Below are 24,103 nucleotides of genomic sequence, written 5' to 3' on the forward strand. Positions count from 1 at the left end.
TAACTTTATAAAGCTTTGAAACAGCTAACTATTATCTACTTAATAGACATGTCACGATAAAATAATGTCGTTCCATATGGGTTAATGTGTAATCCGGATGCATCTGGGTTCAATAAGTAGGCCATTGCACCTTGGAAAACAGGTACTGTATAAGCATCTTCTTCGACCAATTGCTTTTCAGCATCAATCAAGCTATTCCAACGTTTCGTTGGATTTGTTGCAAATTCATTTTTAGACTGATCGATATCTTTTAAATATTGTGCATTTTTGTAATCGGTATTTAAATGATAAGCGCCACCATCATTAATAAAGTTAATTGGATCAGCATAATCTGGTGTCCATGTCCCATAAACGATATCAAATTGGTAAGCCGTTGTTGCTGCTAATCGCGATTTAATTGGAATATTACGTGCGTTAATTTTTAATCCAGGTAAGTTACTCTCTAACTGCGCTTGCAAGTATTCAATCACTTGTTTAGCTTCTGGCGTATCAGAACCCAATATTTCAATTGTTAAGTCCTTCTTACCGATCTCTTTAAGTCCTTTTTCCCATTCTGCTTTAGCTTCTTTTTTATTAAAAGCAAGCAAGTCTCCTGCTTCTTTACGGTAATCTTCCCCATTAATCGGATTTGACACAAATTTAGCTGGGACGATTCCATTTAATGCAGATGAACCATCATTAAGAATTTTGCTAGCTAATAATTTTTTATTAAATCCTAGCGCAATTGCTTTACGAATATGTTTATTACCAGTTGCCTCACGCTTAGTATTAAAACCTAAATAACCAATCATTGGTGTTTTACGTGTTGCGAACCCTTTTTCATTCTTATATTGTTTAACATAATCATTTGCTAACATTGAGAAATCAATCTTCCCTGTTTGATATAACTTGCCAGCAGTTGCACCATCTTTAACAACTTGAACGTCAACTTTAGCTAACTTAACTGATTTAGCGTTCCAATAACTGGTATTTTTAACATATGACCATTTGTTATTAGTTCCTTCCCAATCAGTTAATTTATAAGGACCATTCACAATCATATGTTGTGAATCCGTTGCATATTGACTACCTTGTTTTTTAACGTAAGCTTCATTTTGAGGTACAAATGGTGCACCCGTTAATACTTCTGGTAAATAGCTAATTGGTTGTGCCAGAGTAACTTCTAATGTTGTTTTATTCAGCGCTTTAACACCTAACTTATCAACGGCCATCTTGCCATTTCGGATAGCAAACCCATTTTTAATAATATCAATTCGTTGTGAATTAGGTGATGCTGTTTTAGGATTTGCTAGTTTTTGCCAAGCGTAAACAAAGTCATTTGCTGTAACAGGAGTCCCATTTGACCAGTTCTCAGCTCTTAATTTATAGGTGTAAACTGTTTTTGCTTTGTTAACCGTCACACTTTTTGCTGCAGCTAACACTGGTTTATTTTTTTGATTATACGTATACAATCCTTCATAAACGTTTTGTATTGCTTCAACACTAAATGTATCACTGTATTTAGTAGAATCTAAAGTGCCTAATTGATCAGTTACAGCCACTTTTAATATGTTATCGTCTTTCGTCGCTGTTTTTGAACAAGCAGCTAGCACCCCTATAAACATGATACTTAAAACTACCGCAATTTTCCTTCTCACTTTAGACACTCTCCTTTTTTAGTTACCTTAATGTGATTAACTTTACCTAGTTACTTATTTTTTGTCAATAAAGACGTATCATTTCAACCAACTTTACATTTAAGCTATACTTAACCCAGTGTCTTACTCAATTCTGAAAGGAAGTTTTTGACTTATGAAAAATAATCAATTTGCTAACTATACACCTACTTTTGAGACACAAATAAAAGAACTTAAAGCTATTAATTTGTATATAGCCTCCGAAACCAATCCTACACATTTATTTGAACAATTACTCAATAAAATTCTCATCGACTATCAAACAATCGGTGCGAAACAACAAAAAATGATGTCCTTATTAGCGACAGAATCCATTTCTGTTTATGAATTTTTTACTACAAAAAAGGAATTAACACCTGTTATCTTTTATAATGTTGCATTACAGTTACTAGAATTTGAAGTCGATGTCGATTTCAAAATTGATGACCCATTTACGGCAATGGCTAAAATTCAGTTACCTTCTATTGAAATTATTGAATCCGTTAATGATTTTTGGTCCGCATGGTATCTCTTACTGACAACACATACCAAAAATGGCCAAGTCTTCACAGATACACTAGCAAATAAAGGGTACTTTGTTTCATTTTATAAAGATGCGAAACCTTTATTTTTCAATGGAAAAGCGCAACCTGTTTTTGATACAACTAAACTGATTCGTGAAGTCGTCTACGTTGAAGCCCCATTAGATACTGACCAAGATGGTCAACGTGATTTATTAAAAACAGAAATTTTAAGACCACTAGTTACATCCGGACTAAAAGTACCTATTCTTTATACAGCAAGTCCTTACAATCAAGGCACAAATGATGATTCTGAATTAATGCGCAACGTTGATATCCCGCTTACCGAAAAACCAGTTACTGAATTAACTGAATCTGATATCACCTATAACTATCAGAAATCCAACTTACCCGAACCACGATCAATCCTCTCAGAATCAACAGAAACTGAGCAAACCTTTAGCCGTGAATCTTCGTATACATTCAACGATTACATGCTAGCTAGAGGATTTGCAATCGTCTATGCAGCTGGTATTGGTACTCGAGAATCAGATGGTATTCGTACTTGTGGGAGTGTTGAAGAAACGGTATCAACCGTCGCCATTATTGAATGGCTAACGGGACATCGGCAAGCATTCACAAATAAACTCGATAATCGATCAATTAAAGCCACTTGGAGTAATGGTAACGTTGCTATGACTGGTAAATCTTACCTTGGTACGCTTGCTACTGCAGCTGCAACAACTGGTGTATCCGGCTTAAAAACAATCATTTCTGAAGCCGCTATTTCAAGTTGGTATGATTATTATCGTGAAAATGGACTAGTCGTCGCGCCTGAAGCTTGCCAAGGTGAAGATGCAGATGTTTTAGCTGCGCTTTGTTTAAGTCGCCAAAAAGATGCCGCCGACTACGCTAATATTCAAGACTACTTTGACAAAGTTATGAATCGATTATCTATAGGACAAGACCGTGCATCTGGTAATTACAATAAATTTTGGGATGAACGTAATTATTTAAACCAAACTAAAAATATCAAAGCAAATATTGTTATGGTCCATGGTTTAAATGATTGGAACGTCAAACCTCGCCAAGTTGAACAACTTTGGCAAGCATTACGTCCTTTACCTATTGTTAAAAAATTATTCTTACACCAAGGTAAACATATCTATATCAATAACTTTCGCTCATTAGATTTCACTGATATGATGAATTTATGGTTATCAAATCAACTTTATAATATCGAAAATGGTGCTGAGACACTTATTCCCAATGTCACCATACAAGATAACCTAGAAGCTGAAACGTGGCACACTTATGATGATTGGGCAGACCCGGATTCTCCTACCCAATCCTATCATTTCCAACAAAATAAATTAACACAATCAGTCACATCAGATGCTCACCAATTTGCTACTTTCAAAGATAACTTACCAACTGACCTTTTTAACAACTACGTCAGAGATAATCATCTTTGGAATCAAGCTTTAGTTTCAACTAAAGAAACAGAAATGGCTAAAAATAGAATCCAATTAATCTCAGAACCATTAACAGAACCGCTGTTTATTTCCGGTTCTGCTCACATAAAATTGTCTGTTGCAGCACTACAAACAAAAGGGCTCATTAGTTGCATGCTTATCGATTATGGTGAAGAAAATAGACTCACCCCCGTGCCATCCATTCTCAAACGAAAATCTTTAGATATGGGATTTCATTGGCGTGAAGATGATTTGGTTGAATTTACTAAAAATCCCACAAAAACTCCTTGGAAAATGATTTCCAAAGGTCATATCAATTTACAAAATAGGACAAATCGTTATCAAAATGATTCTGTCCTTCCAGGAACTTTCAACACAGTAGATTTTGATTTACAACCAACTGCCTATCACATTAAGGAAGGTCATCAGATTGAATTAATCATTTACGCAACAGATTTTGGGATGACTTTACGAAATAACGATTCAGATAGTTATACTATTAACTTAGCTAATTCGCGTCTTAAAATTCCTTATCAATCTGTTAGTACAGTATCATTATTCTAAATAAAAAAGAAAATCATCAAAAAAATTATTGATGATTTTCTTTTTTTATTTATCAATATCTACGTATTAAGTAATGAGACAATTCGCACACAAAAATAACTTTAATAAATCCAACAATCAAAAATGGTAAAATACCTATTAAAAATGCTTGTTGCATCGAGGTTTGTTGGTAAACCATTAACCAGATTGCTCCTAAAACTAATTGCACACTAGCACCTAATAAATTCCCCATGTACAACTGCCAACGACCATTACCATACCATTTTAAAAACAGCCCCGTTAAGATAATATAGGCTAAAAAACCAAATAAATAACCACCTGTTGGTCCAATTAAAGAAAAAAGTCCCGAATGAAATCCAGCAAAAACTGGGATTCCTATTAATCCTAATAGGAGATAAATGCCCACCGCTTTTAATCCTTCTTGAACCGGTCTCAAACTCGATAATAATCCGATAAAAATGGTTTGTAACGTTAACGGGATTGGCCCCAATGGAATGGTTAACTGGGATAAAACACCCAAAACGGCTGCTAACTCTGCTGCTATAATTAATTGTTTTAACTGTTTATTTTGTCCCATTTGTTAAGCCTTCCACATTCACCTTTGTAATTTCACCAGCCATATAAGTCGTTATTTGCCCATTTTTATCTCTCAATACCAACTGTCCATCATCTTTAATTGTTTCAACTGTACCAATAATTTCTTGATGACCACTTTTTAAAGTAACTGTCTGTCCAATAACTAGTGACCGTTTACGATAATCATTCATGAAGTCACCATTTTGGTAATTCTGATAGATTTGGATAAATTGATTGGTAATTTCAGCAATCAACTCATTCCGTGTGACATTATTCGATTCATCAATTAATGAACCCACTTTATCTTGTAACTCTGGAGATAATTTTTTAAGGTCTGTTTTAAAATCTAGCCCAATCCCTATAACTAAGCTTGTCACTTGCTGCGTTTCAAAATCTGTGACAGCCTCCGTTAAAATCCCGCAGACTTTTTTATTTTGATAATAAATATCATTCACCCACTTTATTTGTGGTTGAATTTTCAATTTATTTTCTAAAGCATAACTAACCGCCATGGCAGTTGCTGTCGTTAGCTGACCAACATCTTTGATAGGTTGATCAATTCTCAATAAATAACTGATATAAATCCCAGTCTCTTCTGGTGATTCAAATGTTCGACCAAATCGACCATATCCTGCTGTTTGACTATTGGCCACTATTAACAGTGGACCCTGTATATCGGGCTGGCTTGAACGCTCTTTCGCCAATACATTGGTAGATGTCACTTCATCAAATAATTCAATTTGCATCATGTCAGTTGTTAAATAAGATTGAATTAGTTGTGCGTTCAACTGATTACCATCATTTAGACTATATCCTTTTTGTGGAATCGTCTTAATGTCAAAACCCTGCTCTTGTAAACTCTTAATAGCCATCCAAATAGCAGTTCTCGAAACGCCAAGTTTTTCAGCCAATAGTTCTCCCGAAATAATAGTATCTTGTTGTCCAGCTAATATTTTTAGAATACTGTCTTTAGTTTTCATTTTACACCGTTAACCTTTTAATTTTATTAGTTAACATAACTTTAAGCTAACTCACTAAAATATGCAACTAACACTCTTAAAAAAATACCATCCTCACTTTCATTCTGGTAAATAATCATAAAAGTGCTATGATTAATCTATTCTTAAGAAATTAGGTGGATTAATATGGCATACGGAACGAAAATTATTACGTTAGATAATGGTTATCATCTCTGGACTCATACTGAAGGACAAGGTGATATCCAACTACTTTGTCTACATGGTGGGCCTGGTGGTACACATGAATATTACGAAAATTTTGCTGAAAAATTAGCACCTCTTGGCGTTCAGGTTTCAATGTATGACCAACTCGGTTCATGGTATTCTGATCAACCAGATTTTACTAAACAAGAAAATGTTGATAAATTTCTTAATATTGATTACTTCATTGATGAAGTTGAAGAAGTCCGTATTAAATTAGGTTTAGATAACTTCTACCTAATTGGTCAATCATGGGGTGGTGCTCTTGTTCAAGAATACGCCTTAAAATATGGTGACCATTTAAAAGGTGCTATTATCTCAAGTATGACTGATGATATTAACGAATATTTAGCAAACGTTAATGCTATTCGTGCTAAAGAATTGGATGCTGATGCGCTTGCCTACATGCAAGAATGTGAAAAAAATAACGATCTTGATAATGACCGTTACCAAGGTTATGTCGATATTTTAAATGACGGCTATGTTGATCGTAAAAAGCCAGCCCAAATTTCTCATTTAGTAAGCACAATGGCTGAACCCGTTTATAATTACTTCCAAGGTAACAATGAATTCGTTGTGACTGGTAAATTAAAAGACTGGTCTACTCGTGACCGCATTAAAAATATTACTGTCCCAACATTAATCACATTTGGCGAACATGAAACAATGCCTTTAGCAACAGCTAAAAGAATGTCAGAAACAATTCCACATGCTCGTCTTGAAACAACTCCTGAGGGTGGTCATCATCATATGATCGATAACGCTCCTGTTTACTTTGATCATTTAAGTACCTTCTTATCAGATGTTGAAAACGACAATTTTAAAGATTAAATTAAAAAATACCACCATTGATAACTACTATCAACGGTGGTATTTTTTTATCTCTTAATCGTGTAACATCATTGCATTAATTGCAACAACAATTGTACTTAACGACATCACAACTGCACCCACTAATGGACTTAAAATAAAGCCAATTGGTGCTAAAACGCCGGCAGCCAATGGTAATGCAATAATATTATAACCTGCACCCCACCAAAGATTTTGAATCATTTTCAATCTTGTGTTTCGACTTAATTTCAAAAATTTTATGATATCCATCGGATTACTTTTAACTAATATAACGTCTGCAGAGTCGACAGCAACATCCGTACCTGAACCAATTGCCATCCCTATTGTTGCACTTGCTAAACTAGGCGCATCATTAATACCGTCACCAACCATGATAACGTTATGTCCTTCGCCCTCTAACTGACTAACAATTTTAGCCTTATCTTCAGGCATTAAGTTAGCACGAACATCTACAATACCTAGTTTTGCACCAACTTTATCAGCAGCTTGTTGATTATCACCAGTTAACATAATCACTTTGATATTCATTTTTTCTAATTTTTCGACTAAACCAAATGATTCTGGTTTAATTTGATCCCCTTGAGCAACATACCCAATCACTTTTTCATTTTGAATTAAATAACTAATTGAATCTCCTTCGTTGTCAGAAGCCATTTCATCCGTTAATAACTGTTGTTTATTAACATAAGCTTCAGAAACAATTTTGAATGCATCATCGTTAATATGTCCTTCTAATCCAACACCATTAATTTGTTGTGTTTCACTTGCAGTTGGAATCTCAATTTTTAAATCTTCTGCTTTTTGAATGATTCCTTTACCCAAAGGATGTGTCGATCCACGTTCTAACGACGCCATCAATCCGATAATTTCTGATTCAGAAAACTGATCAGTAAATGTTTTATATCCGGTTACCACGAAATGACCTTCAGTTAAAGTTCCTGTTTTATCAACAAGTAATGTGTCAATTGTGTGTGCAACTTCTAGCGCATTTCTATTTTTGATTAATAAGCCATTTTTAGCTGATAAAGAAGTACTTCTCGCAACAACTAATGGAATGGCTAAACCTAAAGCATGTGGACAAGCAATCACTAGAACAGTTACAAGAATTGATAATGCCTGACTAAATGTCCCTGTAATTAACCATACAATGAATGCTAAAATACCAACAGTCATGGCAGCATAAAATAAATATCCCGCAACTTTATCAGCTAACGTTTCCGTATCTGATTTTTCTGACTGCGCTTTTGTGACTAATTTAACAACTTGAGCTAAGTAACCTGTTTCACCAGTTCCCGTTACAGTCATTTGGATTTCTCCATTACCATTAACTGATCCACCAACGACTTCATCATCTACTACTTTTTCAACTTGTTTCGATTCACCAGTTATCATAGCTTCATCGACGCTTGTTTTACCAGAAATAATTGTTCCATCAGCTGGAATCGTTTCATTTCCTTTAACTAACAGAATATCTCCAACATGAACATTTGTTAAATCAACATCTTCAATTTTTTTATTTTCTCTAACGATATGTGCTTGTTTAGGTAAGAGTTGTGCTAATTTTTGAACAGCATCTCCTGCTGACATAACAGCGTTCATTTCAATCCAATGACCTAACAACATAATGACAATTAACGTTGCTAACTCCCAGAAGAAATCCATAACATGATGACTTGGATCTACAAGATTATTCATCACAACAGCATATAAGCTATACAAGTATGCCACACTAATACCCATTGCGATTAAGGTCATCATTGCTGGCTTTTTATCTGCAAGCTCCATCTTTGCACTATCTAAAAATGTTTTACCGCCATAGAAAAATAATCCAGTACCAATAAGTGCTACAACCCAATCAGATCCAGGGAAAGTAAACTGTAAGGGTAAGTTAATCCCCATCATAGGTGTCATTAAAACAATAGGAATTGCTAAAACTAAAGAAATCCAGAATTTCAATTTTAGATTTCCCATATGCATCATGTGCCCACCCATGTTCATTTGATCGTGGTCCATTCCTTCCATATCCATGTGATCCATACTCATGTGGTCCATATTTTTCATATCCTTATGATTCATATTCATGTGATCCATTTCTTTCATATCTTTGTGATCCATTTATACCGCCTCCATTAATTTATATTTTTAGTTTACACTTGTAAACTTAGATAGTCAAATAATTTATCTGTTACAAAAAAAATGTCAAAGAGATAAATATCCCTTTGACATTTTTATATAATCACATAAACATTTTAGTTAATTTACAATTCTATGCATCTTTACCAATTGTTTTACGACGGTTAACTTCTTTTTCAGCAAGTACATCGGAATCTTTAAATCCAAAGACCCAAGTACAACCAAATGCTACGATTATTGTAACAATTGATGCAATCCAAAAGTTAATTTCGTTACTCATTCCTCCACCAAACTTTAAAGGTGTAAAGAATGAAGGGAATCCGATTAATGAACCAGTAAATCCGTACATATTAACGTTTAATAGTCCGGCTACTAATCCACCAACTGCACCACCAATATTAGCTGCTAAGAAGACACGCCCATATTTTAAGGTAATCCCATAAATAGCTGGTTCTGTAATACCACTGAATGCTGCAATAACTGCACCACCAGATAATTCTTTAATGTTAGCCATTTTTGATTTAATCATAACTGCCATTACAGCAGCACCTTGAGCTACCATTGTAATTGAAACAATTGCATTTAAGTAGCTGTAGCCTTTTGAAGCAATATCGTTTGCGATTAAAGGAACAACTGCCCAATGTAAACCAAAGATAACTAAACATTGATATAATCCACCAATAACAAAACCTGCAATTGGGTAGTTTGCTGTTAAAATTGTGTTTAAAATAATAGAAATACCTGTACTAATTAACGTAATAATAGGTCCAACAATAATGATAATAGCGGCCGAAACGATCATAACTTCTAACAATGGTACAAAAATCATTCGTAAAACTTGTGGAATAACTTTTTTGAGTCCTTTTTCAACATAATGTGCTAACCATGCTCCAGCAATAATTGGGAAAATACTGTAAGTATAGTTAACCATATGAATTGGAATCCCAAATAAGTTAGTATTTAATGACATCCCCAAAAGTTGTCCAAACACTTTTGTTCCTGTTGCAATACCAAAAAGTGAAGGATATACCAAGACACCACCAACAATAGCCATAATAATTGGATCAGATTTTAACTTCTGTGCAGCTGTGAATCCAACAATAATAGGTAAGAAATAGAATGCTGAATCTCCCATGGCTGATAAGAAAATGTAAGTCTGTGATGTGGCTTCTGTCCAACGAAAATCGACAGCCATTTGAAGTAATCCTTTTAAAATACCACTAGCAGCCAATAATCCAATTACTGGCATCATAGAACCTGTGATAACACCAATCAAAGTATTAAATCCAGCATTCAATTTTCCACGGAATGTTGTTGGTTTTTCCTCAGCTGGTGCATCATCGGCAGCATCGACCTCGCCACCTGCGTATGATGTTCCTAATTGTGCAATAACTGCATCATAGACATCAGTAACAGCTGGTCCAATAACAACTTGATATTGTCCAACAGCATGACGAACATCAATTACACCTGTTAAATTTTTAATCACTTCATCGTCTGCTTTACTTTCATCAACTAAGTAAAATCGTAACCGCGTAATACAATGGATTAAACTCTTAATATTCTCTTTACCACCGACTTGTTTGATAATGTCTGTAGCTAATTGTGTGTAATCTTTTGCCATAACTATTCCTCCCCTTTTGCAGTACCAGATCCCACTTCCGTGCCACCTTCAAAAGGTTGTGGTTCCGATAATGTTAATTTGTCTAATTTATCTTGTGTATTTGTAATTACTACCATTAAAACATTGTCTAATTGTGCTTCAGAAACTTGTGTTAAATCCATAGTCCCAAGTAATTCACCACCATGAACACGAGCACCTTTTTTAATATTAATATCAAATGGTGCACCTTTTAAATCAACCGTATCAACACCCATGTGTAATAAAATTTCAAGTCCATTATCCATCGTGAATCCGATAGCATGTTTTGTTGATGCAACCAATGTTATAGTTCCAGATACTGGACTATAAATTTCCCCTGCGGTTGGTTTAAATCCGAAGCCATCACCCATTAATTTTTGAGCAAAAACAGAATCGCTCACATTTTCTAAATCAATTAACTCCCCAGTTGCTGGTGCGTAAAACTTATCATCATTTACCTTTTGTTTTCTTTTAAAAATCGACATTGTTCTCTCCCCCATTTTTTTTAATTTATTTAACTAGATTCGCTTACAGCGATTAAGCGTTTTCAAGTTATCCTTATAATAAACCTGTCTATACAGGATGTCAACGCTTTCTTTTCTTTTAAATTAACATTTATATATACTTGTATAGACTAGAATGTTTATGTTAAAATAACCTTATCATTGGAGGTGACTATTATGACGAACCAAAATAAACATTTAGGTATTTATCAAGATCTTGTCACTAAAATCACACATAATATTTACGCATCAGGAACATTCCTACCTAGTGAAATTCAATTGAGCCATTTATACGGTACTTCTCGCGAAACAATTCGAAAGGCTCTCCAAAATTTACTAACCAATGGCTATATTCAAAAAATTCGAGGCAAAGGATCGCTTGTTTTAGATATTCAACGATTCGCTTTTCCCGTCTCAGGTATTACTTCATATGAGGAACTGAATAAGTCTCTTCAAATGAATTCGGAAACACAAGTTAGACAGTTACTTGTCACAACTATTCCTATAGAGAGTTTTGCACCTAAGTCTGTTGTTGGCGATAAAGCGACATTTATTGAACGTCTACGACTTGTTAAAAATGAACCCAGTGTTATTGATCGTGACTACATACTTTCAGATATCGTACCTGAGATACCTTTAGCAGTTGCCCAAAATTCGCTTTATGATTATTTTGAAAATAAATTAGGCTTAGAAATCAGTTATGCTATTAAAAAAATTACAGTTGAACCAGCAGATACAACTATCCAAAAATTATTAAACATTCCAAAAACAGAATCTGTTGTTGTCATAAGAAGTGAAACCTATTTACAAGATAGTCGTTTATTTCAGATTACCGAAGCTATTCACCGCTCAGATCGTTTTAGTTTTGTTGATTTTGCACGACGGACGAAGAAAATATAACTAATAGGAGAATAACGATGACATTTGAAGATAAAATTATTTATCAAATTTACCCAAAATCATTTTATGATAGTAACAATGATGGCCTGGGCGATTTACAAGGGATTATCGCTAAAATACCTTATTTAAAACAACTCAATATTGATATGATTTGGTTTAATCCTTTTTTCATATCACCACAAAATGATAATGGCTATGATATCTCAGATTATTATCATATTGATCCTAAGTTTGGTACTATGGCTGATTTTGATGAACTTGTTACCAAGCTAAAATCTGTAGGCATCGATGTCATGATGGATATGGTTTTTAACCATACATCAACTGAACATGAATGGTTCCAAAAAGCGCTAAAAGGTGATCCAAAATATATGGCTTACTATTATATTCGTGGAGCAAAACCAGATAGCTCGCTTCCAACTAATTGGGATTCTAAATTTGGTGGTCCTGCATGGGAAGCTTTCGGAAATACGGGTAAGTACTACCTTCATCTCTACGACCCAACTCAAGCAGACTTAGATTGGCATAATCCAGCAGTTCGAAAAGAAATGGCCAAGATTGTTAATTTTTGGCGCAACAAAGGTGTTAAAGGTTTCCGATTCGACGTTATCAATGTCATCGGTAAAGATGTCAATTTACTTGATGCACCTTATGGTACTGATAGTAGACTTATGTATACAGATAAAAAAATAGTTCATCAATATCTACAAGAACTTAACGAATCTAGTTTTGGTCAAGACCCTGATGCTGTGACCGTTGGTGAAATGTCTTCTACTTCAATCGATAATTGTATTGAATACACGTTAGGCAAAAACAACGAGTTATCAATGGTCTTTACCTTCCACCATTTAAAAGTTGACTATACCCATGGAAATAAATGGACGACGATGCCTTTTGACTTTATGAGTTTAAAAAACATTCTAAATGATTGGCAATTAGGTATGACAGCTGGTCATGGTTGGAACGCTTTATTTTGGAATAATCATGATCAGCCTCGTGCTATTAATCGTTTTGGTGATCCCGTCCATTTTCGTGAAAAATCTGCCGAAATGCTAGCGACAACTATTCATTTATTACGTGGAACGCCTTTTATTTATATGGGAGAAGAAATTGGGATGAGCGATCCTCAATATCAGCATTTATCTGATTATAATGATATTGAAACCAAAAACATTTACCCAACATTATTAGCGAAAGGACTCAGTGAAACTGAAGCCTTAGACATTATTCAAGCAAAATCTCGTGATAATAGTCGTACTCCCATGCAATGGAATAACTCTGAGTATGCAGGGTTCTCAGCTGAAAAACCATGGTTGATGCCAATGAATCAGTCTATCGTCAACGTTCAAAATGAATTAGTACGCGGCGAAATATTTAATTACTATCAACAACTAATTAAATTACGTAAGACTCTGCCAATTGTCTCTGTTGGTGATTATCAACCTCTTTTAATGGACGATACTCAAGTTTTTGCTTACCAAAGAATACTAAAAAATCAACGTTTAATTGTTTTAAATAATTTCTATGGTACAACGACAACGATTACTTTACCTGCATTTACCGGGGAAATATCAACTGTCATCAATAATTATCCAACCGATATCAAATTAGAAACAGCTATGACGTTAGCTCCATATCAGTCAGTTGCCTTTTTGATTGACTAACTAAAATAAAGCAGCCTTGCAATTTTAAATTGTAAGGCTGCTTTATTTAGAACTTATTAAGATTAATCAAAGTAGATTTTAAAAGGACTAACTGGAATATGGTTTTCGTTCCATAAGCCGGCAGAAGTTACATTTGCATATGCATACTGTAAGCCAATTGATTCTTCTTCTAATCGAATCTTGATATCATTTGTACCTAAATCAATCACTGCAGGTTTTAAAACATCCCCTGGCATGATCCATTTTAAATCAATATCATTTGTTGTTTCAAGTTGTTCACAATTTGAAAAGTTAAGACGCATTTGTTTTACATCAGCTGAAATTTCAGATAATTGTGGACTTGTTTGCATTTCATCGAATTTACCAAAATTAGAATATAATTCGATTACACGATAACCTAATTGTCTTTTACTACTTGGATGAATCTCGTTAGCTGAATCTTCATCCATAGCTGTAACTAAGTAAACCCGATTTTCTGTTGCTGCAAACTTTTGTTGTGCATCGCGAATTTCAGCCCATGAATTAGCTATCTTATGATTATATTGTGGTAACTGAATAATATAAGTTGGTAATTTATTTTGTTTAAGCGTTTTGCGCCATTCACGGATTAATTTTTTCAAAAGTAACCCATAATGTTTTGTATCTATTCCTGCATCTCGTTCACCTTGATACCAAGTTAACAATTTAAATCGGTAAGGACCCACTTGTGATAACATCGTATCGTATAAATTATCGGATTCTTCTAAACTTGGAATTTTAGTATCAACATAAGCTGCTTTTAAAGTCTCGTTATTTATTAGTGTACTTTCTGATACCCAACTTGCAGCTGAAGTCCCATTTTTAGCACATAATACAAGGCCAATTGGTGTGTATTCATCATATTGACGAACCTTCTTAGCCATATAATAGCCTAATGCTGTAACGTTACCAATATTTTCTTCATCAACAATTTGCCATGGATTTTCTTCTGTTGATTGCTTTTCAGGTATATTGATAAAACGTAAATTCATCATTGGCATTGTTTTATTATGATCAAATTCATCATCTTTAGCCATTTTGAAGTTAGCATTTGATTGTCCAGCAATCAAGAATACATCTCCAAATTGTACGTCGCGTAAAATTATTTTATCTGTTCCTGATTTAACTAGAACGGTCACAATTGTAGGTGCTAAAAATGAGATACTTTCAATTAAAAAGTATCCTGTATCATCAGCAATTCCTGTTTCAATTGTATCTTCGCTACCGCCCATTGAAATCGTTACAGTTACTTCTTGATTGGGTTCTGCATAACCAAAAAAACGTGTTGTCTGATCTTGTTGCATAACCATATGATTAGTAAATAGTGGTGCTAATCGCAATGTTGTTGCCACTGTTAAACCCTTCTTTCTAGTCGCTGTCCATTAAGTATCCTTTACAATTATAACATAAGATAAGCCTCTATCGACTTTTTATCAAATGGATTAGTCAGCTACTTTGACTATTATTTAGTTGTTTGTCCTAGCTATTTTGAATAATAGTTGCTAGAATAAAGACAGTCAAAACAGTGTAAAATCGCCGGGTTTTACAAAAATAATAGTTATCACATCCAAGAGGCCATTTTTTAATGAAGGATGTTGGTACCTATTTTTTATTGTCCATTATTATAAGATTATAAAAAATAGGTACCGATAAGGAGCTCAAAATGAATAATCAAACGGTTTCTATCCGTCGTGAACTTTCAGGTTACGTCACACGGAACGTTTTAAGTACTTTAGGTTTATCTGTGTATCTTCTGGCAGATACATATTTCATTGCTAATGCGGTTGGAACAACTGGTTTAGCGGCTTTAAATATTGTATTACCCCTCTTTAATTTATTAAATGGCGTCGGGTTGTTACTCGGAATTGGTGGTGCAACTTTATTTTCTATTTTAAAGATTAAGGATCAAAAAGCGAGTCAAAAAATTTTCACACAGGTTTTAATTGTTGGGATTATTTTCGGCCTAGCTTTCTCAGTCTTAGGCTTTTTATTCATGAAACCTTTACTCTATTTTTTAGGTGCAAACGCAGGAACTTACAAATTAGCTGCTGAATACCTAACTTATATTTTGCTAGCTGCACCATTCTTTGCTTGTAATTATCTCGTTTTAAGTTTCATTCGAAACGATAATAATCCACATTTATCGATGGTTGCCATGTTAGTATCTAGTTTATTCAATATCATTTTTGATTATATTTTTATGTACCCATTACATCTTGGTATGGGTGGTGCTGCAATGGCAACTGCTGTTTCTCCAATTGTTGCTTTAGCTATATTAACCTTCCATCGTAAAAAGGAAGGACGTCTTTTAACGCTCCAACGAACGTCTATTCACTTTAAGACAATAAAAAAAGTTGTTCAATTCGGGTTCCCTGTCTTTCTAACTGAAATGAGTACAGGTGTCAGCATTTTTGCTTTCAACCTTGTCATTTTAAGTTTAGCGGGAAATACAGCTGTCGCAGCCTATGGAATTATCGCAAACATCGTCTTAGTCGCTTTATCACTTTTTAATGGTGTTGCCCAAGGAATTCAGCCTTTACTCAGTCGAGAATTTGGAATTCGGAATTGGCCAGAAGTTAAGCAAATATTACGTTTTGGGTTAATTGTTAGTTTTATTATTGGCACAATTTTATACCTTACATTGACCTTTGAAAAAGATCCTATTATTGCATTATTCAATAATAGTAACAACCAAGAGTTAATCCATTATGCTGAAATAGGCATTCCAATCTACTTCTTAAGCTTATTTGGATCATCCCTTAATGTTGTGTTTAGCATGTTTTTCTCAGCGATTGGCGAACCCAAACATGCACTTATTCTAGCTATCTTGCGCGGTTATGTCTTACTACTAGGCTTATTATTTATTTTTGCCCACTTCTTCAACTTAACTGGTGTTTGGGTTGCTTTACCCGTCACAGAATTAATCATTGTCGTCATCAGTACTGTATTCCTATTCAGTTTCTTTAATAAACAAATTAAAAAACAATAAAAAGAAGGTTTCTTATTTTATGAAAGTTAAACGTTTTGAAGCAATCACAATTCCCGTAACTGATGTCCAAAGAAGTTTACGTTTTTATCATGAAGTTTTTGATATGACTATGATTGAAAATAGTGAGTTACCTACTGTTCATTTTGGCCATCAAAAAATTATTTTTGAGCCATCAACTAATGTTATTCCAATGACACTTAGTTTCGTCGTTAGTGATTCAATGACCGCTATGGAAAATCACTTGAAAAATTATTTTGTGACTATTATCTCTGGCCCGATTGAAAAGCAAGATGTTAAAAATGCACAATCGATTACAATTTCAGATCCAGATCAGCATATAATCGAATTAATTAGTTATCAGAAATAGATTTACTAAGCTAACATCTAAGCGATGTTAGCTTTTTTACTACTATTAGGTTTTTAAATCTATATGCTTAGATTCTCTAAAATACTTTTCTTTATTCCCACAGCTAAACATGGTAATCTGAAAATGAGTTATATCAGAAAGGCGGTCCTACTATGCAACCTATTATTGATTTACAAGATATTTCACTAGAACTTAGTAACCAATCAATCTTGAACCACATCTCTTTTCAAGTAAACCCTGGAGACTTTTTAACAATCACCGGTCCATCTGGAAGCGGTAAAAGTACCGTTTTGAAATTAATCGCTGGTTTAATTTCAAGAACATCTGGTGATATTAAGTTCAATGAAAAATCAATTGACAGTTATGACCCAATCGAATATCGTCGGATTGTTTCTTATTGCTTCCAAACCCCCGTTTTATTCGGCGAAACCGTTAAAGACAATCTGGAGTTTCCTTATATCGTTCGTAAGCAAGACTTCGATGAATCTCGTGCCATTTCTGAATTAGAATCCGTAGGCTTACCCAGCAGTTATCTTCAGAAATCAATAAATGAACTATCTGGTGGCGAGAAGCAACGTGTTGCCTTAATTCGTAATTTAATCTTTTTACCCAAAATCTTACTGCTTGATGAAATCACAAGTGCTTTAGATTCAGAAAGTAAAAACATTATACACGCATTAATTAATCGTTTAAATGACTCAAATAAAATCACTATTATCGCTGTTACTCATGATGATAATGAAATAAAACTGGCTGATCAATTAATTAATATCGAGGCCGGAAAAATAACGGAGGTTAGACATGCATAATTTAGCCGTTAATAATCTTTCTCTCGTTTTCGCTTTTTCATTAGTACTTGTCTCACTAGGAATTGTATATAAAGAAAAATTAGGCCTAGCAAAAGATATTATTTATAGTGTCATTCGTGCAATTATCCAATTAGTCATCGTCGGATACATTTTAAAGTACGTCTTTAATATTAATAATATTATTCTAACTTTAGTTATGATGTTCATTGTTTTCTTTAACGCTGCGTATAGTGCACATAAAAAAAGCGCAGGAATTCCACATAGTTTTCGTATTTCGTTCATTGCCATTTTTTGTAGTACGTCCGTTACACTTGGCCTTTTACTACTAGCTGGAACGCTTAAATTTATTCCTTCACAAATTATTCCAATTACTGGTATGATTGCTAGTAATTCAATGGTTGCGATTGGTCTTTGTTACCGTAACCTTAACAGTAATTTCCGTGATCAACGCCAACAGATTTTAGAAAAACTAGCACTCGGTGCAGATCTCAAACAAGCAGCATACCCTATTATCCGTGAAAGTATCAAAACAGGGATGTCGCCTACTATTGATTCAGCTAAAACGGTTGGTATCGTTAGTTTACCTGGAATGATGTCTGGGTTAATCTTCGCCGGTGTTGATCCTGTCTTTGCGATTAAATACCAAATCATGGTCACTTTCATGTTACTTTCAGCAACAAGTATCTCATCAATTAGTGTTTGTTATCTTTCATATAAACAATTTTTTAATGATAAGAAGCAACTACGATAAATTAAATATCAATCAACTAAAATAGCCATATGTATAAGTTTTCCTTATACATATGGCTATTTCTTACTCTATAACTTGAAACTCACGGTCCTTCAATACATATTGCGTATCACACATTTTAGCAACATCTGGTTCATGCGTTACAATGATGACACATTTATCTTGTGATTTAGCTAAATCTTGAAGTAATTCAATAATTTCTTTCGTATTAACTTCATCCAAATTACCGGTCGGTTCATCAGCTACGACTAATCGTGCGTCACAACACATCGTTCTGACAACAGCGACTCGCTGTTGTTGCCCACCAGAAAGATGTTGAACGTTCTTCTTAGCCATATCCTCATCAATACCAACTTTTTTCAACATATCAAAGGCATATTGTTTATCACCAGCATGTGTTGCTCCGGTAATGTCCATCGCAGTCATTAAGTTTTCCAACGCTGACATATAAGTAAATAAATTATAGGATTGGAAGATAATCGAGACATCTTTATTTCGATAATGAGTTAATCCGATTTTATTGATTGCCTCACCTTCATATATAATTTCTCCAGATTTTGGTTTATCTAAACCAGCAATTAGTGAGAGAAATGTTGTTTTTCCTGAGCCACTACTACCGACAATTGCATATGATTTACTTCTTTCAAAAGTTAAATTAACCTTTTCAAATAAGGGGTTATCCTTATTTTCATACCAATACGCGACATCTTTAATTTCAATCATTTAATCACTCCTTTCTATTATTTATGAAATCAGAATTTTCTTGGGTTCAAGTCGTAAAATACCTAACGATGCTAACATAATCGAGATAAAGATAATTGCCAGACCCATACCACCTAATTCTGCCAAATCTTTGATACTTACAGTTGTGCTTAGATTCTTTAATTTCTCAGATTTAGTTGTCGCTGACTGCCCTGGTATACCACTTGGATCTGTTCCACCAAATTGTCCACCTTTAGTACCACTTGGCGCACCGCCTCCACCTTGCATATCATTTGAAGTTGTAGCTGTTGTAGATGTCGTTGTTTGTTGGCTTATCAATTGATCACCTACTGCATTACCAACGAATTTCCCACCAATTCCGGCAACAACTAATGACACGAGTAGAACCATAAACATTTCAACAAAGAATTGTGCAATAACTTTCCAACGTTTTTCACCTAATGATAGGAGGACACCAATTTCATAGCGACGTTCTCTAATCATTAAAATAACAATTAAGGCAAGAATGATAGTTCCTGCAACTGCGACTAATAGAACAATTTTTTGGGCAAAACTCTTAACATTATTCAATGGTGTCAGCATTGATTGATAAGTACTATCGTTTGTTGACATTGAAAATTTAGATGTGTTAATTAATTTCTTAGCTGCTTTTGTGAAAGTTTCTGACTTGGCTGGATCACTTAATGTATACACAACTGAATCGGCCGTATCTTTATACTTACTACCTTTTAAAGTATTCGCAAATGTGTAAGCTGTATAAATAGTATTTGATGGATCAGTAGCTCCTGGCCCACCCATACTTGTAGAACTAGTTGAACTAGCTTTATAAATACCGACAACTTCAACTTTATACTTCGTACCACCAGTTGATTTCATTGTAATTGTATTGCCCACAGAAATATGGTTAGTAGAAGCAAGTTCTGATTCAATCACAACGTTTTTAGTATTTAAATCACTCGAATTTAAACCACGACCTTTTGTAATTTTGGCACCACTAGTATTTAGTGCACTAGCCGTTGAACTTACACCGGAAATAGAAATATCACCCGTTGTTGCAGAAGTTGCCATTTTCTTGCCGCCCATCCCACCACTTTGACTTGAGGTCGATGTTGTTTTAATGGCATCAAATGAAGAAGCATTAGCTGTAGTTGAAGTGGTGATACTGTAACTCTTCACATTGCTTAATGCACCAACTTTTTTAGCTGTTGCGACTGTTACCCCAGCTAAGTTTAATGATGGTTTAGTGGTTTTTGAGCTTGAAGTTTTCATCTCGCTAAAAGCTTTATCTCGATTAGCTGATAATGTCACCGTTGCACCCGCACTCTTCTTCGCATCATTTGCCGCAGTTGTTGCTGCATTTTGAATAATTAATCCTGCTAAAACGAATAACATAATAGCTGACATAACTAATACAAGTAAAAAAGATCGTCCTTTTTTTGCTTTAAGATTTAATAAAGCACGTTTAAAAAAATTCATATTTATTACCTCCATATTCTCTTAAATTATTTGATAAGAATAAGCATAGCTAATAATTATGAATTATTTTTGAATATTATCAGAACATTTTCGTTTGTTATACAAAAAAAAGTTTTATTATGAATAATAATTCATAATAAAACCGTTTTCTTTATTTAATCTATTAGACTTTTCCAATCTCTCGACCAGATTAATCCTAAACATTTTTCACCTGTGTGAACACCGACAAGTGGTCCAATATAACCCGATTCAAATTTCATTTTAGGAAAACTAGTTCTCAAGTCTTGTCCCCATTCAGCTTGAAGTTCCGGATTATTCGCATCAATTAAATTAATTTGAACTGGATAATCAAGTGAACGTGTTGCTTCTGAGAATTGAGCTTTAATTTCAGAATAGGCATTTTTCATTTTGCGTTCTTTACCAATAGCAACGATTTTACCTTCTTTATCAAAAGTTAAAATCGGTTTAATTTTCAATATGTTTCCAACAAAACCTGAATGATTTGATAAACGACCGGTCCTCATTAAATGATTTAAATCATCAACAACAAAAAGAACCCGTGTTGTTTCTCTTAATTCGGCTAACTTTTCAAGTATTTCCATAACGTTTTTATCTTTATTAGCTAATGTGGCAGCCAATTGAACCATGTTACCCATCCCCGCGCAATCAATTTTCGAATCAAAAACATGCACATTGATGGCCGAAACAGATGATGCGAAAGCTTCAAGATTACCAACTAATCCACTAATACCTGATGATAAATGGATACAAATAACATCTGTATAGCCTTCAGCAGCAAGTGCCTTAAATTTTTCTTCCATTTCACCCATCGATACCTGGGAAGTTGTTGGTAAAACATCTTCTGTTTTTAATAATTGATAAAATTGAGTTGCCGTTAAATCGGCATTTTCATGATAGACATGATTTCCAAATAATACTGGGTTATTTACTACTTTAATATCTAATTGTTCAACAATCTCATCTGTAAGATAAGCTGAACTATCCGTTAATACAGCAATTTTCATTATTTCACATCCCTATTTTTACTATCCTATCACACATTATGCTCGAATACTTTAATTTAACTAACCATTTGGCGACCAATAACTAATCCTAACAGTGTCATCAAGCCACCAACAATATAACTAGCTAATAAATAAATCATGAATAACGATATTTTTTGGCTTTTAATTAATTTAACCAATTCAAAGTTATACGTTGAAAAGGTTGTAAAACCACCCATTGTTCCAGTACCAAGTAAGACTAACATCGGACTAGATAAATTAATTCCTGTTAAAAGACCTAAAATAAAACTACCTATCAGATTAATTAATAACGTTCCAACTGGAAATTGATCAGTTAGATATCGATTACTTAAATTTGTTATCCCATATCTTAACATAGCACCGATTGCAGCGCCAATCCCAACTAATAGTGTCATCATGAACGTTCACTCTCCATTCGCCAATCTCCAATCCGATTGCCTAATGAATAACCAAGTAATGTCATGGAAAGTCCACCTATAATCGTTACTAACACATAGATGAGTGCATAGCCCCATTGTTGCGTCTCTATTAACTTTACAGCTTCCAAACTATATGTTGAAAACGTTGTAAAAGCACCTATAAAACCTGTTTTTATCCCCAAAGTTAACCAATCTGGGACTTTTTCGGTTGTTTCAATATACTGAACTAAGAACGCCAAAATAAAGCACCCTACGACATTAATCATTAATGTCCCCAGTGGGAATCCATTTGGTTGAATAATCGTTAAACCAAGTAAGTACCGACTTATTCCACCAAAAAAAGCAAACAATGCAACAATTATATAATTCATTTTATGACCTTCTTATCAATTTTACATTTACTACTTCATTTTACCGAATTATCTAGTTAATACCAAATTAAAATGGACCACTAGAAATTATCTAGTGATCCATTTAGGCTAATCTTGGCTTAGTTTAAATTGACTCCATGGTTTCAAAAAATCGAGTAAGAATAATTCATCATCTATAATATGCCCAACAATATTTACACGACCATCATTTTTCATTTCTTTTAAAGCAATTTGTGTTTCACCTTTATATTGTCCATAACCTTCATTATCAATTAAGACGTCACCACGCTTAATTAATTTTGTATTATGTGCAGGAAATTCTTTATCTTTATACACAACCCGTGTCATTGTCGAACGTAAAAGATACGCTGAACGATCTCCGCGGTAACTATGAATATTATCAAATAATACTACTTTTTCAACCTCAGTAATATCATCTGCCGTTTCAATTTTAATCGTCGGATAATTGGCGTTGAATGCTTCTGATGCTGCTTTTAATTCATTTTCTGAAGCGTACGCGTTTGCGATAATCACATCATCAATTAAATCTGTCATCACCATATGTTTAACTTGTGTGGCAATATCTAAATGTCGATGATCCTCTAATGTACATAGTCCATCAGCAGTTGGCCAAGGTCCAAAAGTAGCTGACTTAGCATTAACAAAAGCTGCCGTATTTAAATTGTATTTTTTAAATTTCTCACTGCAAGCTACAAAAAAGTTATACTCTAATCCTGTGTATTCATGTGGATAAAAATTATGTGAACCTAATAAGTTCTCTCTTTTTGGTGAATAACTCATAATGTTATCCACATAGTTAGTCCCAGAACTCATATTTATTTCTATTTTTAAGTCATATGGATTGCGTGTCATTGCTGCTTCTTCTGCACCTGTAAATCCTAAATCTAATCGAACACCATATGCACCCATATCGTCAAAGAATTTTAAATCTTGATAACTAATATTTAGTTGTTCAAATAAATCAGGATTGATATCAACCATTACTTCCATACCAAGTTTATTTGCGTAAGCAACTGTCTTTTTAAATTCTGATAATACCTTATCTTTACCATCTGTCACTTGGAGTAAACTCGTAAAGACTCTTTTATACCCGTATTTACATGCCAAATCTAAATATGCTGTATCATCATTATAATTTGATCGTTCTGGATAAATTGAAATACCTAATTTTCCCATTATTATTCCTCCTAAATATTATTAAGGTCTATACCAATATTATAAAGGACATATAATGTAATTGAAAGCGCATTCCAAAAAAACTTTTGATTATTTTTAAATTTTTTCTTAATGTTAAGGTTATTTTAAGGTTCATGTTGTATATTGAACTTATCCCAAAACAACATAAATAACTAACCTTTATACTTTTTCATTTCTCCTCCAAAGTAATGAGAGAGAGAGCTAATTTATT

19 protein-coding genes and 1 pseudogene are annotated in these 24,103 nt (G+C 34.0%); 8 read left to right on the top strand and 12 right to left on the bottom strand.

Translation table 11 applies throughout. The annotated features are described in order from the left end of the window. Positions 1-35: 35 nt before the first annotated feature. A complete protein-coding gene (locus AC1RPH_RS00580; protein WP_481760940.1) occupies positions 36-1,637 on the bottom strand; it encodes a peptide ABC transporter substrate-binding protein in 1,602 nt (533 codons plus the stop codon). A gap of 154 nt (positions 1,638-1,791) precedes the next feature. On the opposite strand from AC1RPH_RS00580, the gene AC1RPH_RS00585 reads away from it, so the two are divergent. Beyond that, positions 1,792-4,215 carry a Xaa-Pro dipeptidyl-peptidase gene (locus AC1RPH_RS00585; protein WP_481760941.1) on the top strand — a complete coding sequence of 808 codons (2,424 nt, stop codon included), beginning with the start codon at positions 1,792-1,794 and terminating at the stop codon, positions 4,213-4,215. A gap of 52 nt (positions 4,216-4,267) precedes the next feature. Here AC1RPH_RS00585 and AC1RPH_RS00590 read toward each other — a convergent pair whose 3' ends face one another. Next, complete coding sequence (locus AC1RPH_RS00590) at positions 4,268-4,792, bottom strand: biotin transporter BioY (protein ID WP_481760942.1); 525 nt, start codon at positions 4,790-4,792, stop codon at positions 4,268-4,270. Continuing rightward, complete coding sequence (locus AC1RPH_RS00595) at positions 4,779-5,771, bottom strand: biotin--[acetyl-CoA-carboxylase] ligase (RefSeq protein WP_481760943.1); 993 nt, start codon at positions 5,769-5,771, stop codon at positions 4,779-4,781. Before AC1RPH_RS00595 ends, AC1RPH_RS00590 begins: the two co-directional genes overlap by 14 nt. Positions 5,772-5,936: 165 nt before the next feature. Between AC1RPH_RS00595 and AC1RPH_RS00600 the strand changes: the two genes are divergently transcribed. Then, on the top strand, positions 5,937-6,842 hold the full coding sequence (locus AC1RPH_RS00600; protein WP_481760944.1) for a proline-specific peptidase family protein: 906 nt from the start codon (positions 5,937-5,939) through the stop codon (positions 6,840-6,842). 54 nt (positions 6,843-6,896) lie between these two features. Here AC1RPH_RS00600 and AC1RPH_RS00605 read toward each other — a convergent pair whose 3' ends face one another. Continuing rightward, positions 6,897-8,924: a copper-translocating P-type ATPase gene (locus AC1RPH_RS00605; RefSeq protein ID WP_481761140.1), complete on the bottom strand. Its 2,028-nt coding sequence runs from the start codon at positions 8,922-8,924 to the stop codon at positions 6,897-6,899. Positions 8,925-9,129: 205 nt separating this feature from the next. Continuing rightward, positions 9,130-11,123: pseudogene (locus AC1RPH_RS00610) on the bottom strand (PTS sugar transporter subunit IIABC). Between the two features lie 195 nt (positions 11,124-11,318). Between AC1RPH_RS00610 and treR the strand changes: the two are divergent. Both treR and treC read left to right on the top strand, forming a co-directional pair. Beyond that, a complete protein-coding gene (gene treR, locus AC1RPH_RS00615; RefSeq protein ID WP_481760945.1) occupies positions 11,319-12,041 on the top strand; it encodes a trehalose operon repressor in 723 nt (240 codons plus the stop codon). A gap of 17 nt (positions 12,042-12,058) precedes the next feature. After that, positions 12,059-13,705 (top strand): alpha,alpha-phosphotrehalase, encoded by a 1,647-nt coding sequence (gene treC, locus AC1RPH_RS00620; RefSeq protein ID WP_481760946.1) that lies wholly within the window; start codon positions 12,059-12,061, stop codon positions 13,703-13,705. A 62-nt stretch (positions 13,706-13,767) separates the two neighbouring features. Here the strand turns inward: treC and AC1RPH_RS00625 are convergent, their stop codons facing one another. Beyond that, a complete protein-coding gene (locus AC1RPH_RS00625; RefSeq protein WP_481760947.1) occupies positions 13,768-15,075 on the bottom strand; it encodes a sialate O-acetylesterase in 1,308 nt (435 codons plus the stop codon). A 311-nt stretch (positions 15,076-15,386) separates the two neighbouring features. On the opposite strand from AC1RPH_RS00625, the gene AC1RPH_RS00630 reads away from it, so the two are divergent. From AC1RPH_RS00630 to AC1RPH_RS00645, 4 genes are all read left to right on the top strand, one after another. Beyond that, the gene (locus AC1RPH_RS00630; RefSeq protein ID WP_481760948.1) at positions 15,387-16,712 is read left to right on the top strand and encodes an MATE family efflux transporter; all 1,326 of its coding nucleotides are present in this window, start codon (positions 15,387-15,389) and stop codon (positions 16,710-16,712) included. A 19-nt stretch (positions 16,713-16,731) separates the two neighbouring features. Then, complete coding sequence (locus tag AC1RPH_RS00635; protein WP_481760949.1) at positions 16,732-17,079, top strand: VOC family protein; 348 nt, start codon at positions 16,732-16,734, stop codon at positions 17,077-17,079. A 152-nt stretch (positions 17,080-17,231) separates the two neighbouring features. Further along, positions 17,232-17,888: an ABC transporter ATP-binding protein gene (locus AC1RPH_RS00640; RefSeq protein WP_481760950.1), complete on the top strand. Its 657-nt coding sequence runs from the start codon at positions 17,232-17,234 to the stop codon at positions 17,886-17,888. Continuing rightward, the gene (locus tag AC1RPH_RS00645) at positions 17,881-18,639 is read left to right on the top strand and encodes an ABC transporter permease (protein ID WP_481760951.1); all 759 of its coding nucleotides are present in this window, start codon (positions 17,881-17,883) and stop codon (positions 18,637-18,639) included. The genes AC1RPH_RS00640 and AC1RPH_RS00645 overlap by 8 nt, the downstream gene beginning before the upstream one ends. 63 nt (positions 18,640-18,702) lie before the next feature. Here AC1RPH_RS00645 and AC1RPH_RS00650 read toward each other — a convergent pair whose 3' ends face one another. The 6 genes from AC1RPH_RS00650 to AC1RPH_RS00675 form a co-directional block, all read right to left on the bottom strand. After that, positions 18,703-19,362 carry an ABC transporter ATP-binding protein gene (locus AC1RPH_RS00650; RefSeq protein WP_481760952.1) on the bottom strand — a complete coding sequence of 220 codons (660 nt, stop codon included), beginning with the start codon at positions 19,360-19,362 and terminating at the stop codon, positions 18,703-18,705. A gap of 21 nt (positions 19,363-19,383) precedes the next feature. Then, positions 19,384-20,838 carry an ABC transporter permease gene (locus AC1RPH_RS00655; protein ID WP_481760953.1) on the bottom strand — a complete coding sequence of 485 codons (1,455 nt, stop codon included), beginning with the start codon at positions 20,836-20,838 and terminating at the stop codon, positions 19,384-19,386. Between the two features lie 155 nt (positions 20,839-20,993). Continuing rightward, complete coding sequence (locus AC1RPH_RS00660) at positions 20,994-21,863, bottom strand: DegV family protein (protein ID WP_481760954.1); 870 nt, start codon at positions 21,861-21,863, stop codon at positions 20,994-20,996. A gap of 56 nt (positions 21,864-21,919) precedes the next feature. Then, positions 21,920-22,282, bottom strand: a complete 363-nt coding sequence (gene crcB, locus AC1RPH_RS00665) for a fluoride efflux transporter CrcB (RefSeq protein ID WP_481760955.1) — start codon at positions 22,280-22,282, stop codon at positions 21,920-21,922. Next, positions 22,279-22,674, bottom strand: coding sequence for a fluoride efflux transporter CrcB (gene crcB, locus AC1RPH_RS00670; RefSeq protein ID WP_481760956.1), 396 nt, complete (start codon positions 22,672-22,674; stop codon positions 22,279-22,281). Before crcB (AC1RPH_RS00670) ends, crcB (AC1RPH_RS00665) begins: the two co-directional genes overlap by 4 nt. 108 nt (positions 22,675-22,782) lie before the next feature. Continuing rightward, positions 22,783-23,871 carry a DUF871 domain-containing protein gene (locus tag AC1RPH_RS00675; RefSeq protein WP_481760957.1) on the bottom strand — a complete coding sequence of 363 codons (1,089 nt, stop codon included), beginning with the start codon at positions 23,869-23,871 and terminating at the stop codon, positions 22,783-22,785. Positions 23,872-24,103 lie beyond the last annotated feature (232 nt).

It is taken from the genome of Dellaglioa sp. CoH-57-MRSF-16, assembly GCF_056782055.1.